Genomic DNA, 14,039 nt, shown 5'->3' on the forward strand with positions numbered 1-14,039 from the left:
GTGCCGTATCAGTATGCGGGACCGGGCGCCGGTGTCGGGCGAACAGTGAGGGATCACTCTATTTCGTCAATTCCGGTTGCAACCAGTGACATGACGAACACGCACTGCCACAGTCGTGTGTATGCAGCCTCGATCTCAGCACGAAATCCGTCCCGTCTTCTGCACCATCGTGCCGCCCCACGTCCTCGACAAGCTGTCGCAGTCCGACGACCCCGTCCTCGCGGGCCCGGCTCGCCGCACCCTGGAGGCCGACGCCGCCCGGCGCACCCGCCGCCAGGTGACCACCGTCGTCCGGACCCCCGTCGTCCCCGCGGCGGAGGCGGACCGGTCGGCCAAACCCGACCGCACGATCTACGACTGCCGCCACCGCACGAACCTGCCCGGCAAGAAGGTCCGCGCCGAGGGCCAGAAGCCCACGTCCGACGCCAGCGTCAACCGCGCGTACGCGGGGCTCGGCGCCACCTTCGACCTGCTGCTCAGCGCCTACGGCCGGCGTTCGATCGACGGCAACGGGCTGCCGCTGATCGGCTCGGTGCACTACGACGAGAAGTACAACAACGCCTTCTTCGACGGCGAGCAGATGGTCTTCGGTGACGGGGACGGCGAGATCTTCCTGGACTTCACCGTCGCCATCGACGTGATCGCCCACGAGCTGGCGCACGGACTGACGCAGTACACGGCCAACCTGAACTACTACGGCCAGTCCGGCGCGCTCAACGAGTCGGTGTCGGACGTGTTCGGGTCCCTGGTCAAGCAGTACTCGCTCGGCCAGACCGCCGGTCAGGCCGACTGGCTGATCGGCGCGGGGCTGCTCGCGCCCCGTGTCCAGGGAGTGGCGCTGCGCTCGATGAAGGCGCCCGGTACCGCGTACGACGACGACGTGCTCGGCAAGGACCCGCAGCCCGCCTCGATGGACGACTACATCCACACGAGCGACGACAACGGCGGGGTGCACCTCAACTCCGGCATCCCGAACCGCGCGTTCTACCTGCTGGCCACCGCGCTCGGCGGCAGTTCCTGGGAGAAGGCGGGTCAGCTCTGGTTCGACGTGCTGACCGGTGGTGAACTGGCGGTGGACGCGGACTTCGCGTCCTTCGCCCGGCTGACCGTGGCGGCGGCCCGCAGCCGCTTCGGCGAGGGCGACGAACTGGAAGCGGTCCGCAAGGCCTGGTCGGAGGTGGGTGTGCCGACCGCGTAGCCGGACAGGACCTTACGGTCCCAGGACCGTCCGTCGAGGAAGGACACCGCATGCGGATCCAGGTGAGCAGGACCGGCGGCTTCGCCGGCATCGCGCGCCACCGTGAGATCGACACCTCGGGACGGGCCGACGCCCCCGCATGGGAGGCCCTGGCCGAATCGGCACTCACCGACGGCCGGGACGCTCCCGCGACGGGCGTCGCGGACGGCTTCAGCTACCGGATCACGGTCGACGGCCGGACCGTGCACTGCGCGGACCCGCGGCTGACCGACGCCCAGCGCGCGCTGGTCTCACGCGTCCTGAAGGAGGGCGCGTGAGACCGGCGGCGTACGTCTGACGGGGCGCGGACCACCGCGTGCGGGACCGCTTCGCATCCTTCCCCGGCCGCCCTCGCACGCCTTCGCCCCGGGGGCTTCGGCGGCTGCGCCGGCCTCCGGTCCGTGAGCTCGCTCAGAACCCCAGCTTGCGCAGCTGCTTGGGGTCCCGCTGCCAGTCCTTGGCGACCTTCACGTGCAGGTCGAGGAAGACCGGCGTGCCCAGCAGGGCCTCGATGTGCTTGCGCGACTTCGTGCCGACGTCCTTCAGCCGCTTGCCCTTCGGGCCGATGATGATGCCCTTCTGGCTGGGCCGCTCGATGTAGACGTTGGCGTGGATGTCGAGCAGCGGCTTGTCCGCCGGGCGGTCCTCGCGCGGCAGCATCTCCTCGACGACGACCGCGATGGAGTGCGGCAGCTCGTCCCGGACGCCTTCGAGTGCGGCCTCCCGGATCAGTTCCGCGACCATGACCATCTCGGGCTCGTCGGTGAGATCGCCCTCGGGATAGAGCGGCGGGCTCTCCGGGAGCAGCGGGGCGATCAGGTCGGCCAGCAGGCCGACCTGGTCGTCCTTGACGGCCGAGACCGGGATGATCTCCGCCCACTCGAAGCCGAGCTCCTCGCCGAGGCGGGAGACGGCCAGCAGCTGTTCGGCGAGCTGCTTGGACTCGACCAGGTCGGACTTGGTGATGATCGCGATCTTGGGCGTCTTCTTGATGCCCGCGAGTTCCTTGACGATGTACTTGTCACCGGGGCCGAGCTTCTGGTCGGCGGGCAGGCAGAAGCCGATGACGTCGACCTCCGCCCAGGTGGTGCGTACGACGTCGTTGAGGCGCTCGCCCAGCAGGGTGCGCGGCTTGTGGAGGCCGGGGGTGTCGACCAGGATCAGCTGTGCGTCCGGCCGGTGCACGATGCCGCGCACGGTGTGCCGGGTCGTCTGGGGCCGGTTGGACGTGATCGCCACCTTCTGGCCGACCAGAGCGTTCGTAAGGGTGGACTTGCCCGCGTTGGGACGGCCCACGAAGCAGGCGAAACCGGCCCGGTGGGGGGCGTTGTTCTCAGCCTGCCGCGCAGCAGCTTCTGGGTTAGGTCGAGCGCTCATGGCGCCCATTGTCCCCGATCCCGGCGGCCTCGGGGCACCACTCCGTCCGCCACGGCCACCGGACCCCTCTTCTCAGGCGGTGCGGCGACGGTTGCGGCGTGACCGGATCCACAGCGCCGCGCCCCCGGCGAGCGCCGCCAGCAGCACCCCGGCGACCAGCCAGGGCAGTGCGAAGTACGAGACGGAGGCGGACTCGCGGGTGTCGCGGGCGCTCGCGGTCAGCTTGATCTCGCCCCATTCCACCTGCGGCGCGCCCGCCCACTCCTCGGTGAGCCTGACCTCCTGGCGCGGCAGCAGCTCGGACGGGATGCGCTTCAGGTCGCGGGTGAGCAGGGTGCGGCCGAAGAGGCCCTCGGCCTTCAGGGCGACCTCGGGGCTGAGGGTGACGTTGCCGCGGTTGCGGAGCGTGTACGAGATGACGGCCCGGGACGTGCCCGTGCCCGGGACCAGCGGCTGGGTGTGCTCGACCGACACGTCCTCGACGGAGAGCGCGGGCATCGTCGGGCCGTTGACCCGCAGATAGATACGCGCTCCGACCGCCTTCTGGATGCCGACGGCGACGGCCCCCGCGTCGGCGGGGTCGATGCGCTGGTCGAGGGCGACGAGGGCGCCGGGGTGGTCGCCCGGCTCGGCGTCCTCGGGCACCTTGATGGTGACCGGCAAGGTGACGGAGCCGTGCGGTCCCACGGTGACCCGGTCGCGGCCGGCCTTCGCCCAGGCTCCGACGGAGCGCTGCTTCTCGTTCTGCGCCCGGACCGCGAAGCCGCCGTCGCGTGCGGTGTTGTAGGCGTCGGCGGCGTACAGCCGGAAGGTCAGCGGTGTCCCCGTCTTGTTGGTGACGGTGACCTTGTCGGTGAGGGTGGCGCCCGGGTCGGCGGAGAGGTAGAAGTACGGCCGCGCGCCCGCGTCGGCGGTGGTGGGGAAGACCGACCAGCTGCCGTTGTCGGCGGCGGAGGCCGGGGGCGCGCCGAGCAGGAGGAGGGCTCCGGCCAGCAGGGCCGCCAGGGGCGCCAGGGGCGTCATGGGCGTCAGAGATACAAAGGGTCTGCGCACGGTGCGGGCTCCCAGGTGCACACTCGGGCGGGGTGGGCCGGCCGGGTGCGCGCCCGGCCCACCGGTTGATCGGTGGTGCTCGCTCACGTGATCAGGTGTGCTCGTTCTCGTCGTCGTTCACATTCGTCGTTCGTTCATGTGAGGGTGAGCGTGAGCACTCCGCTGTACGCGCCGGCGGCGGTGTACGCCGGTACGTCCAGCGACAGCTGGGCGTCGACGGTGAACACGCCCCCGGTGAAGGCGCTGTCCGGCGTGGAGGCCAGGGTGGCCCCCGCGCTGCCGACCGTTCCTTCGGACCCGGCCGCGCAGGTGCCCGGGCTGCCGGGCTTCGTGGCACAGGCCGGACTCCAGCCGAGCGCGGACGCGCTGATCGTCGCCCCTCCCGGGCCCTTGAAGTCGGTGACCTTGCCGGTCAGGGACCAGCCCGCGGGGCCGCCGCGGAAGTCCTGGACCGTCACGGTCTGCAAGGCGCCGGTGGAGGCGCCGCCCTGCCCGAAGTCGACCGCCGACAGGGCGACGGAGTCCCCGGCCTGGGTCATGGCGAGCGTGCCCGGCCTGACGGACGAGGTCAGCTTCTGGCTGCCGCCCGGGGTCTCGCCGCCGCCTCCGGTGACGGTGTAGGCCTGGGGGCCCGCACCCTTGGCGGCGTTCCACTCCGCGCCCTCGTAGGCGACGATGCCGGTGGTCGAGCGGGCGTTGACGGTGAGCCGGCCGGTGAAGGAGCCGGACCCGTCCGCCGTGACCGTCGCGCGGTCACCGGTCGGGGCGTCGCCGGCCCGCCCGGCGAGGGTGACGGACGCGCCCGCGGTGAACTTCGACCCGGTCACGGTGACCTGGTCCCCGGCCGCGCCGGACGCCGTACCGAGCTGGATGGCCCGTTCGTTGACCTGACCGCCGCCGCCCGTGGCGATGATGGTCTGGGACACGGGGGCGGGCGGATCGGTGACCGTGCAGGGCGTGTCCAGCTCCATGATGTAGCTGGTGTGGATGTTGTAGTCGCCGGGCGAGAGCGTGATCGCGCCGGGCGCGGTGACGGTGAACGTGCCGGTCATGGAGAACGACGGGAAGTCGCCCTTGCCGGGCACCGGTTCGTTCTTCTTCGGGCCCGCCACCGTGACGTCTGCGGACTGCGCGCCGCCGACGGTGACCTTGCCGGTCGGCGTCATGATGTCGGCGGGCAGCGCCAGGTCGACCGGGTTGCTCGCGGCGGGGGCGATGACGGTGTACGTCACCGTGACCGTGTCGCCGACCTTGGGCGCGGCGTTGTCGACGGTGATCTCGGCCGAGGTCGTGCCGTCGATCGGCGGGATGCCCGCGATGGCGGGCGGGATGCAGTGGGTCGGGAAGTCCACCGCGACCGAGGCCGTGGCGCTGGCCTGCGCGGGTCCGGCGAGCAGCCCTCCCCCGGTGACGACGAGCGCGCCGACGCCCAGCGCGGCGGCCCAGCGGCGGCCGCGGTCGGGACGGTTCCGGCGACAGGATCTTCGGCTGTCGGATCTTCGGACGGCTGAACGCATGGAGCCCCCTCCTGCGGGATCCGGCGCGGTGGCTCTTCCGCGTCGGCAGGGGGCCATTGATGACTCCGGTCCGAAAGAAGTCAATGGCGGCGAAACGCCCTGACTGATGGGCCATCAGCTGGTGTCAAGATCCGCGTTTCCCGCACCTCCTGGGCGAACGCCCCGCGCCGGTGGGGCGCGGGGCGGGGGCATGCGGGGCAGGGGTTCGGCGGAGGTTCAGCCCGCCGTCACGGTCAGCCGCAGCACCCCGTCGGGCCCGGCGAGCAGCACGGGCGTGTCGGCCCCGCCCAGGTCCCGCACCGCGGCCCGGTCCTCGTCGGAGGGGGTCTGCGCCTCGGAGACGACCGCGGCCGCCTCCAGTGACGTGGCGCCGCTGGCCACGGCCATCGCGACGGCCGTCCGGAGCGCGCTGAGCCGCAGCGACTCCAGCTCCACGGTGCCGGCCACGTAGGTGCGTCCGGTCTCGTCCCGCACGGCCGCGCCTTCCGGCACGCCGTTGCGGGCGCGGGCGCTGCGCGCCAGGGTGACGATCTTGCGGTCCTCGGCGCCGAGGTCGGTGCTATCGGTCATGTGCCGAGCATACGAAGCGCGGCGGTGGCCCGGACACGGGGGCGTGCCGGTGCGGCCGCCCGGTCAGCGGCCGTCCGCCGGCGTCCGGGGTGCGGCCAGCAGCCGCAGCTTCTCCTCGGTGCCGGTGTCCGGCCACGGGTTGTGCAGCACGACCGCCAGGTCCGGGCGGGCCGGGATGCGCAGCTGGGTGGCCTCCAGGACCAGCCTGCCGACGGCCGGGTGCGACATCTCCTTGCGCATCTGACCGCCGGGCGCGACGTCCTGCCGCGCCCACAGCTCGGCGAACTCGGGGCTGCGCTCGGCCGCCTCGGCCACGATCGCCCGGAACCCGTCGTCGTCGGGGCACTCCGCGCACGCGGCCCGGAACTGGGCGACGAGCCGGGCGGCGGTCTCCCGCCACTGCGCGTCCCGGCCCCGGTGGACGGGTTCGGTGAAGAAGGCGATCACACAGTTCTGCGGCCGGTCCGGCCGCAGCCCGAAGACCGTCGAGGCCGCGTCGTTGTAGAGGATGACGTTCCAGTACGCGTCCATGATGTGCGCCGGGTAGGGCAGCCAGCCGTCGAGCAGCCGCCGCAGCCCCTCGCACATGTCCGTGTGCGCCGGATCGACCTCGGGCACGGGCGGGTTGAGCCCCGCCAGTACGTAGAGGTGACGGCGTTCGGCACTGCTGAGCCGCAGTACCCGGCCCACGGAGTCCAGCACCTGGGGCGAGACGGTGATGTCACGGCCCTGCTCCAGCCACTGGTACCAGGAGGCGCCCACCCCCGCGAGGACGGCGACCTCCTCGCGGCGCAGCCCCGGAGTGCGCCGCCGGGCCCCGCCGTCCGGCAGGCCGGCCTCGGCCGGGGTGACCCGCGCCCGCCGGCTCATCAGGAACTCCCGCAGCTCGCCGAGGCGGTGCGCTGTGCCGGCGTTCGCCGCGGTCCGGGCCGGTGTCCCCAAGTACCTGCTCCCCCTGGTGTCCGGGCGCACGCCTGCCTGGTGGTGGCGCCGACAGGATAAGTACCGGCTCCCCACGGATATTCCGGCGGCCCGAGGCTCATGCCATGGCGATCGATTCCTCCTCCCCAACGGCTGTCACCTCCCCCGTCCCCGCGCCCCCCGGCCCGGACCGGCTCTCCGGCCGGGCCCGGCTGGTGCTCCTCGTCCTGTGCGCCGCCCAGTTCATGGTGTCGCTCGACTTCTCCGTGCTGAACGTGGCGCTGCCCGTCCTCGGCGACGACCTCGGTCTGAGCCGGTCCGGCCTCCAGTGGGCGATCACCGCCTTCGCCCTTCCGTCCGGCGGCTTCCTGCTGCTCTTCGGCCGGATCGCCGACCTCTACGGACGCCGCCGCCTGTTCCTCAGCGGGCTCGTGGTCTTCGGCGCGGCCTCGCTGCTGGCCACGCTGGCCTGGAACCCGGCCGTCTTCCTCACCGGGCGGGCGCTCCAGGGTCTTGGCGCCGCGGCCATCGTGCCCACCGGGATGTCCCTGCTCACCACCACGTTCCCGGAGGGCCCGCTGCGCGACCGGGCTCTCGGCATCAGCGGCACCCTGCTCTCCCTCGGCTTCACCGTCGGCATGGTGGCCGGCGGCACGCTCACCGACACCCTCGGCTGGCGCTCCACGATGGGGCTGCTGACCGTGGCCGCGGTGCTCGTCCTCGCGGCGGCGCCCGCGCTGCTCACCGAGTCCCGTACGCCCCACCGGCCGCGGCTGGACGTGCCGGGGGCCATGACCGTCACCGGCGGACTCCTCGCGCTGATCTACGCCCTCTCCACAGCGGCCGAGCACGGCTTCGGGCGCGTGGACGTACAGGCCGCACTGGCCGCCGGGGTGGTCCTGCTCGCCGCCTTCGGGGTCGTCGAGTCGCGGGCGTCCGCCCCTCTGGTCTCACTGCCGATGCTCCGCCGGCGCACGGTGGCCTTCGGCAATCTGGGCGGGCTGCTCACCTTCGCGGTGATGAGCACGCTCGTCTTCGTCCTCACCCTGTACCTGCAGGAGATCCTGGGCCTGTCGGCGTTCGGGACCGGGCTCGTCTTCGGGGTGCAGGGCCTCGCCTCCGTGGTGGCGGGTGTGTACGCCCCGAAGGTCATCGGCCGGGTGGGCGCCCGGCGCACCCTGGCCGCCTCCCTGCTGGGCCAGGGCCTGTTCATCGCGGCGCTGCTGGGCCTCGGTACGGACTCGGGCGTCTGGCTGGCCACGGTCGCGGTCTCGCTCGCCAGCATGTGCCACCTCGGCGCGATCATCGCGTACGGCCTCACGGTCACGTCGGGGGTCCCGGACGCGGAGCAGGGTCTGGCGACGGGACTGGTCACCACGGTCCAGCAGGTGGGGCTCACCATCGGGATCCCGCTGCTCGGTGTGGTGGCGACGGCCCAGAGCTCCCTGTTCGACGGCGTGCGGACCGTGGTCGCGGTGGCCGCGGGGCTGCTGGTCGTCGCGGCGGGGGTGGTGGCGGCCGGCCTGCGGCGGCCCTGAAGCGCGTCGCGGAAGGCTGAGGCCGGGCCGGCGAGGCCTTCTGCGACACGCTTCAGAGGGTGGGCGCTTCCCGGGCGGCCGCCTCCTCGTAGGCGGCGGTCAGTTCCGCCAGCACGCCGTCCGCGGGGGCCGGCGCCCCGGTCAGGTGCGTGGCGCGGAGTTCCGCCATGAACCGCTCCCACATCGGCTGGCCGCCGACGGCCAGCAGTTCGGCCCGCACCGTCAGTTCCGGCGCCGTGTCCAGCCAGCGGGCGCCCCAGGCGCCCAGCTGGGCCATCACCGGGACGAGCTGTACCGCCGCCTCGGTGAGGTGGTAGGCGACCTTCTGGCGGTGGCTCGGGTCGTCGTCGCGGGTGAGCAGCCCCGCCGCGACGAGTTTCGCCAGCCGGTTGGCCAGGATGTTGGACGCGATGCCTTCCATGGACGCGTTGAGCAGCTCCCGGAAGTGGGTGTGGCCTCCGAACATGATGTCGCGCAGCACGATCAGGCTCCAGCGGTCCCCGAGCAGTTCGACCGTCATGTTGATCGGACATCCGGAGCGGCCCGGCGACACGGGGAGCTTTCCGACCGGAACTGGTTGCAACATGGGAGCAGTCTAGATAGCTTGACAACCGCTTGCAGATTGCAACCGGAAGGGCTCCGATGAAACAGCTGGTCCGCGTCCAGAACTTCTGTGTGTCCCGCGACGGCTACGGCGCCGGGGAGGGGCAGACGCTCGACCGGCCGTTCGGCGACGCCGATCCCGGCGCGCTGCTCTCCTGGGCCGGCGCCACCGCGCACTGGCCCAACCGGACGGAGCCCGGGGGCACCCTCGGCCTGGACGACTACTTCACGCGCGACTTCACCAACAACATCGGCGCCGAGATCATGGGGCGCAACAAGTTCGGCCCGCAGCGCGGTCCGTGGGAGAACCACGACTGGGAGGGATGGTGGGGCGAGGAACCCCCGTTCCACACCCCGGTCTTCGTCCTCACGCATCATGAACGGCCCTCGATCACCCTGGGGGAGACCACGTTCCACTTCCTCGACGCGTCCCCGAAGGACGCGCTCGCCCGGGCCTTCGACGCCGCCGAGGGCAAGGACGTACGCATCGGCGGCGGTGTCGCCACGGTCCGGGAATTCCTCGACGCCGATCTCATCGACTCGCTGCACGTCGGCGTCGCGCCGGTCGACTTCGGCGCCGGCGAACGGCTGTGGGAGAGCCCCGAGGACCTGACCGGCCGCTTCCACCTGGAGAAGGTCCCCAGCCCGAGCAGCGGGGTGGTGCACCACCTGCTCTGGCGGAAGTGACCGTCCGGGCGGGTCCTACGCCCGGTCGAGCCGCAGCCGCTCCGCCCGCGGCAGCTTCGCCACCACCAGGTCGTAGCTGTCCTCGATCAGCTCACGCAGCTTCGCGTCCGGCAGACCGGACACCGTCACGGTGTTCCAGTGCCGCTTGTTCATGTGCCACCCCGGCGCCACGGCCTCGTACTCCTCCCGGAGCCGGACCGCGTCGTCGGGGTCGCACTTGAGGTTCACCGTCAGCGGCCGGGCGTCCAGCACGCTCAGGGCGAACATCTTGCCGAGCACCTTGAAGACGGACGCCTCCGGCCCGAACGGGAACTCCTCCACGCTCGCGTTGAACCCCAGGCAGAATGCCCTCAGCTGCTGCGGTGTCATACCGTCGCCTCCTCCACGGGAGCCAGCGGCTCCACCAGCACCGTGACGATCTTGTTCCGCCGGCCCGCCGGGGACTCCGCCGTCAGCCGCAGCCGCCGCCCGTCCGGCAGCTCGACCTCCGAGGTGGCGCCCGCGATCGGGACCCGGCCCAGCGCCTTCGCGAGCAGCCCGCCGACGGTCTCCACGTCCTCGTCGTCGTACTCGTCCAGGCCGAACAGCTCGCCGAGGTCGCCGATGTCCAGCCGGGCGGTGACCCGGAAGCAGCCGTTCTCCAGCGCCTGGACCGGCGGCAGTTCGCGGTCGTACTCGTCGGTGATCTCGCCGACGATCTCCTCCAGGATGTCCTCGATGGTGACGATGCCCGCCGTGCCGCCGTACTCGTCGATGACGACGGCGACGTGACTGCGGTCCTGCTGCATCTCGCGCAGCAGGTCACCGGCGTTCTTCGTGTCGGGCACGAACGCCGCCGGGCGCATCGCCGAGGAGACGAGGTCGGCCTCGGAGTCCCGGTTGATGTGCGTCTTGCGGACCAGGTCCTTGAGGTAGACGATCCCGACGATGTCGTCCTCGTTCTCCCCGGTGACGGGGATCCGCGAGAAACCGGAGCGCAGGGCCAGCGTCAGCGCCTGCCGGATCGTCTTGTACCGCTCGATGCAGACCAGGTCGGTGCGCGGCACCATCACCTCGCGTACGAGCGTGTCACCGAGCTCGAAGACGGAGTGCACCATGCGGCGCTCGTCGTCCTCGATCAGCGACTCCTGCTCGGCGAGGTCGACCATGGCCCGCAGCTCGGCCTCGCTGGCGAACGGGCCCTTGCGGAACCCCTTGCCCGGCGTCAGCGCGTTGCCGAGGAGGATCAGCAGCTGAGGAATCGGCCCCATGACCCGGGCGAGCGGCAGCAGGACGTACGCCGCCGCGGTGGCCGTGTTCAGCGGGTGCTGGCGGCCGATGGTGCGCGGCGAGACGCCGATGGCGACGTAGGACACGAGGACCATCACGCCGATGGCGACGGCCAGCGCTTCCCAGGTCTCCGGGAACTCCTTCAGGCAGGCGTACGTGACGAGCACGCCGGCCGCCATCTCGCAGGCGACCCGGACGAGCAGCGCGACGTTGAGATAGCGCGTCGGATCGGCCGCGACCTGTTCCAGCTTGTCGCTGCCGCGCCGTCCCGAGCGAACCGCCTCGGCGGCCCGGAAGCTCGACGTCCGCGCGATGCCGGCCTCGGCACAGGCCGCGAGCCAGCCGACGACGACCAGCAGGACGACCCCGAAGACGAGTGGCAGGCTCACGAGACGGTGGGGGCGGGGGACGGACCGGTGAGCCCGTGCTCGCCGCGCCAGCCGTCCACGATCGCCGCCTGGAGACCGAACATCTCGGCCTTCTCGTCCGGCTCCTCGTGGTCGTAGCCGAGCAGGTGCAGCACACCGTGGACGGTGAGGAGCTGGAGCTCCTCGTCCATGGAGTGCTGCGTCTCGGCGTCCTCGCCCTGCTTCTTGGCGACCTCGGGACAGAGCACGATGTCACCGAGGAGCCCCTGCGGGGGCTCCTCCTCGTCCTTGGCCGGCGGACGCAGCTCGTCCATCGGGAAGGACATGACGTCCGTCGGACCCGGCAGGTCCATCCACTGGATGTGGAGCTGTTCCATGGCCGCGGTGTCCACCACGATCACCGAGAGTTCGGAGAGCGGGTGGATCCGCATCCGCGCGAGCGCGTAGCGGGCGATGTCGAGGATCGCCTGCTCGTCGACCTCGGTTCCGGACTCGTTGTTGACGTCGATCGACATGGTGCGCTGCTACTGCTTCCCGTTGCGTCGGCCCCGGCCGGTGCCGGCCTGGCCGTCCTGGTCGCCCTGGCTGTCGTACTTCTCGTACGCGTCGACGATACGGCCGACCAGCTTGTGCCGGACGACATCCTGGGACGTGAGCCGGGAGAAGTGCACGTCGTCGATGCCTTCGAGGATGTCCTGCACCTGACGCAGACCGCTCTTGGTCCCGTTCGGCAGGTCGACCTGGGTGACGTCACCGGTGACGACGATCTTCGAGTCGAAGCCGAGCCGGGTCAGGAACATCTTCATCTGCTCGGCGCTGGTGTTCTGCGCCTCGTCCAGGATGATAAAAGCATCATTAAGGGTGCGTCCCCGCATGTACGCCAGCGGCGCCACCTCGATCGTGCCCGCCGCCATCAGCCGCGGGATCGAGTCCGGGTCGAGCATGTCGTGCAGCGCGTCGTAGAGCGGGCGCAGATACGGGTCGATCTTGTCGAAGAGCGTGCCGGGCAGGAAGCCGAGCCGCTCACCGGCCTCGACCGCCGGGCGGGTCAGGATGATCCGGCTGACCTGCTTGGACTGCAGGGCCTGGACCGCCTTGGCCATGGCGAGGTAGGTCTTTCCGGTACCGGCGGGGCCGATACCGAAGACGATCGTGTGCTTGTCGATCGCGTCGACGTACCGCTTCTGGTTGAGCGTCTTGGGCCGGATCGTGCGGCCGCGGCTGGAGAGGATGTTCTGCGTGAGCACCTCGGCCGGGGTCTCGGTCCCGTCCGCCTGGCCGTTGTCGCTGGCCTTGAGCATCGCGATCGACCGTTCCACAGCGTCCTCCGTCATCGGCAGCCCGGTGCGGAGCACCAGCACCATCTCGTCGAACAGGCGCTGGATCAGAGCGATGTCCGCCGCGTTGCCCGTCGCGCTTATGTCATTGCCCCGGACATGGATGTCGGCCGCCGGGAACGCCGCTTCAATCACGCGCAACAGCGAGTCGCCCGCTCCCAGGAGCATCACCATGGGGTGTGCGGCCGGGATGCTGATGTGGGCGCGCGCCTGCGGCTGTGTGGGTGTCTGAGTCATGGGCCGGCCCTCGGGCCTGCACATACCTCCCGCTGGAGGGTTCTCGCTGCTCGAAAACCTCGTGTGCACCAAGCCTACGACTCCGTACGGACAACACCAGAGGTTTTCCCTGGCGGGAAGCGGTCACCACGTCACGGACGGAAGCCGATCGTCGGCACGGCCCGGCGCAGCGGCCAGGGGCGGGCGGCCGCCGGGAGCAGGTCCTGGAGGAAGGCGTACCGCTGGAGCGCGGCCGGGTCCTGGCCGGTGACGGTACGGATCCGCTGCCACCAGGCGGCGATCTCCGCCCAGCCGGGGGCCGAGAGCGAGCCGCCGAACTCCTGGACCGAGAGGGCCGCGGTGAGACCGGCGAAGGCGAGGCGGTCGGCGAGCGGCCAGTTGGCGAGGGTGCCGGTGACGAAACCGGCGACGAAGACGTCCCCGGCGCCGGTCGGGTCCAGGGCCTCGACCTCGATCGCGGGGACCTCGGCGGTCGTCCCGGTGGCCGCGTCGACCGCGTACGCGCCCTCGGAGCCGAGGGTGACCACGGCCAGCGGGACCCGCTCGGCGAGGGCGTGCGCGGCGGCGCGGGGGCAGTCGGTGCGGGTGTAGCGCATGGCCTCCTCGGCGTTGGGGAGGAAGGCCTGGCAGTGCTCCAGGTCGGTCAGCCCGTCCAGGTCCCAGCGGCCGGTCTCGTCCCAGCCGACGTCGGCGAAGACCACGGCCCCCTGGCGGGCCGCGGCGGCGACCCAGGGTTCGCCGCGGCCGGGGACGAGCGAGGCGACGGCGGCCCGGGCCCGGGGCGGGCAGCGGGGGAAGGCGGCGGTGGCGGCTCCCGGGGGCGTGGAGGCGGGCGGGGGCGGGGCCTCGTGACCGTGCGAGACCATCGTCCGTTCGCCCTCGTAGGCCATCGAGACGGTCACCGGGGAGTGCCAGCCGCGGACGGTGTGCGACATGGACAGGTCGATGCCTTCGCCCTGTTCGAGGGCGTCCCAGCAGTACTCGCCGTAGTGGTCGTCGCCGAATGCCGCCGCGAGCGAGGTGTGGAGGCCGAGACGGGCCAGCGCGGTGGCCATGTTGGCGACCCCGCCGGGGCTTGACCCCATGCCGCGCGCCCAGGACTCGGTGCCGCGTACCGGGGCGCTGTCCAGGCCGGTGAAGATGATGTCGAGGAAGACCGTGCCGGTGAGGAAGACGTCGCAGTCGGGGTCCTGCGGTGCGCGCAGGCCGTCCAGCGGGTCGATGTCTGGAATGTCAGCGCTCACCTTGCACTCCCCGGTCGTGACGGTTCCGGGCCAGTCTGCCCGATTCCCGTCCGCGTCGGCCGGGCCCGCGCCGGGGCCTGC

15 protein-coding genes are annotated in these 14,039 nt (G+C 71.7%); 4 read left to right on the forward strand and 11 right to left on the reverse strand.

The window, feature by feature from the left end:
- Positions 1–121: 121 nt before the first annotated feature.
- Together ABZ454_RS09670 and ABZ454_RS09675 are read left to right on the forward strand one after the other, a co-directional pair.
- Positions 122–1,198: a M4 family metallopeptidase gene (locus tag ABZ454_RS09670; protein WP_356319093.1), complete on the forward strand. Its 1,077-nt coding sequence runs from the start codon at positions 122–124 to the stop codon at positions 1,196–1,198.
- Between the two features lie 50 nt (positions 1,199–1,248).
- Positions 1,249–1,515 carry a protealysin inhibitor emfourin gene (locus ABZ454_RS09675; RefSeq protein WP_356319094.1) on the forward strand — a complete coding sequence of 89 codons (267 nt, stop codon included), beginning with the start codon at positions 1,249–1,251 and terminating at the stop codon, positions 1,513–1,515.
- 133 nt (positions 1,516–1,648) lie between these two features.
- Here the strand turns inward: ABZ454_RS09675 and era are convergent, their stop codons facing one another.
- From era to ABZ454_RS09700, 5 genes are all read right to left on the reverse strand, one after another.
- A complete protein-coding gene (gene era, locus ABZ454_RS09680) occupies positions 1,649–2,623 on the reverse strand; it encodes a GTPase Era (protein WP_356319095.1) in 975 nt (324 codons plus the stop codon).
- A 63-nt stretch (positions 2,624–2,686) separates the two neighbouring features.
- Complete coding sequence (locus tag ABZ454_RS09685) at positions 2,687–3,637, reverse strand: DUF916 domain-containing protein (RefSeq protein ID WP_359536917.1); 951 nt, start codon at positions 3,635–3,637, stop codon at positions 2,687–2,689.
- Between the two features lie 164 nt (positions 3,638–3,801).
- Positions 3,802–5,184, reverse strand: coding sequence for a beta-xylosidase (locus ABZ454_RS09690; protein WP_359536918.1), 1,383 nt, complete (start codon positions 5,182–5,184; stop codon positions 3,802–3,804).
- Between the two features lie 216 nt (positions 5,185–5,400).
- Positions 5,401–5,754, reverse strand: coding sequence for a cytidine deaminase (locus ABZ454_RS09695; protein ID WP_219573182.1), 354 nt, complete (start codon positions 5,752–5,754; stop codon positions 5,401–5,403).
- Positions 5,755–5,817: 63 nt separating this feature from the next.
- Positions 5,818–6,696 (reverse strand): helix-turn-helix transcriptional regulator, encoded by an 879-nt coding sequence (locus tag ABZ454_RS09700; RefSeq protein ID WP_359536920.1) that lies wholly within the window; start codon positions 6,694–6,696, stop codon positions 5,818–5,820.
- A gap of 104 nt (positions 6,697–6,800) precedes the next feature.
- Here ABZ454_RS09700 and ABZ454_RS09705 point away from each other — a divergent pair, with 104 nt between their 5' ends.
- On the forward strand, positions 6,801–8,213 hold the full coding sequence (locus tag ABZ454_RS09705; protein ID WP_359536921.1) for an MFS transporter: 1,413 nt from the start codon (positions 6,801–6,803) through the stop codon (positions 8,211–8,213).
- Between the two features lie 52 nt (positions 8,214–8,265).
- On the opposite strand, the gene ABZ454_RS09710 is transcribed toward ABZ454_RS09705, so the two are convergent.
- Positions 8,266–8,799: a helix-turn-helix domain-containing protein gene (locus tag ABZ454_RS09710; protein ID WP_359536922.1), complete on the reverse strand. Its 534-nt coding sequence runs from the start codon at positions 8,797–8,799 to the stop codon at positions 8,266–8,268.
- Between the two features lie 56 nt (positions 8,800–8,855).
- On the opposite strand from ABZ454_RS09710, the gene ABZ454_RS09715 reads away from it, so the two are divergent.
- A complete protein-coding gene (locus ABZ454_RS09715) occupies positions 8,856–9,503 on the forward strand; it encodes a dihydrofolate reductase family protein (protein ID WP_359536923.1) in 648 nt (215 codons plus the stop codon).
- A 15-nt stretch (positions 9,504–9,518) separates the two neighbouring features.
- Here the strand turns inward: ABZ454_RS09715 and ABZ454_RS09720 are convergent, their stop codons facing one another.
- The 5 genes from ABZ454_RS09720 to ABZ454_RS09740 form a co-directional block, all read right to left on the reverse strand.
- Positions 9,519–9,872: an MmcQ/YjbR family DNA-binding protein gene (locus ABZ454_RS09720; protein ID WP_356319101.1), complete on the reverse strand. Its 354-nt coding sequence runs from the start codon at positions 9,870–9,872 to the stop codon at positions 9,519–9,521.
- On the reverse strand, positions 9,869–11,161 hold the full coding sequence (locus ABZ454_RS09725) for a hemolysin family protein (protein ID WP_356319102.1): 1,293 nt from the start codon (positions 11,159–11,161) through the stop codon (positions 9,869–9,871). Before ABZ454_RS09725 ends, ABZ454_RS09720 begins: the two co-directional genes overlap by 4 nt.
- Positions 11,158–11,655 (reverse strand): rRNA maturation RNase YbeY, encoded by a 498-nt coding sequence (gene ybeY / locus ABZ454_RS09730; RefSeq protein ID WP_136325172.1) that lies wholly within the window; start codon positions 11,653–11,655, stop codon positions 11,158–11,160. The genes ABZ454_RS09725 and ybeY overlap by 4 nt, the downstream gene beginning before the upstream one ends.
- A gap of 9 nt (positions 11,656–11,664) precedes the next feature.
- A complete protein-coding gene (locus ABZ454_RS09735; protein WP_356319104.1) occupies positions 11,665–12,714 on the reverse strand; it encodes a PhoH family protein in 1,050 nt (349 codons plus the stop codon).
- Between the two features lie 131 nt (positions 12,715–12,845).
- Positions 12,846–13,958 carry a PfkB family carbohydrate kinase gene (locus ABZ454_RS09740; RefSeq protein WP_359536926.1) on the reverse strand — a complete coding sequence of 371 codons (1,113 nt, stop codon included), beginning with the start codon at positions 13,956–13,958 and terminating at the stop codon, positions 12,846–12,848.
- Between the last annotated feature and the right edge of the window lie 81 nt (positions 13,959–14,039).

Origin of the sequence: Streptomyces sp. NPDC005803 (assembly GCF_040630435.1) — a bacterium.
Classification (GTDB): domain Bacteria; phylum Actinomycetota; class Actinomycetes; order Streptomycetales; family Streptomycetaceae; genus Streptomyces.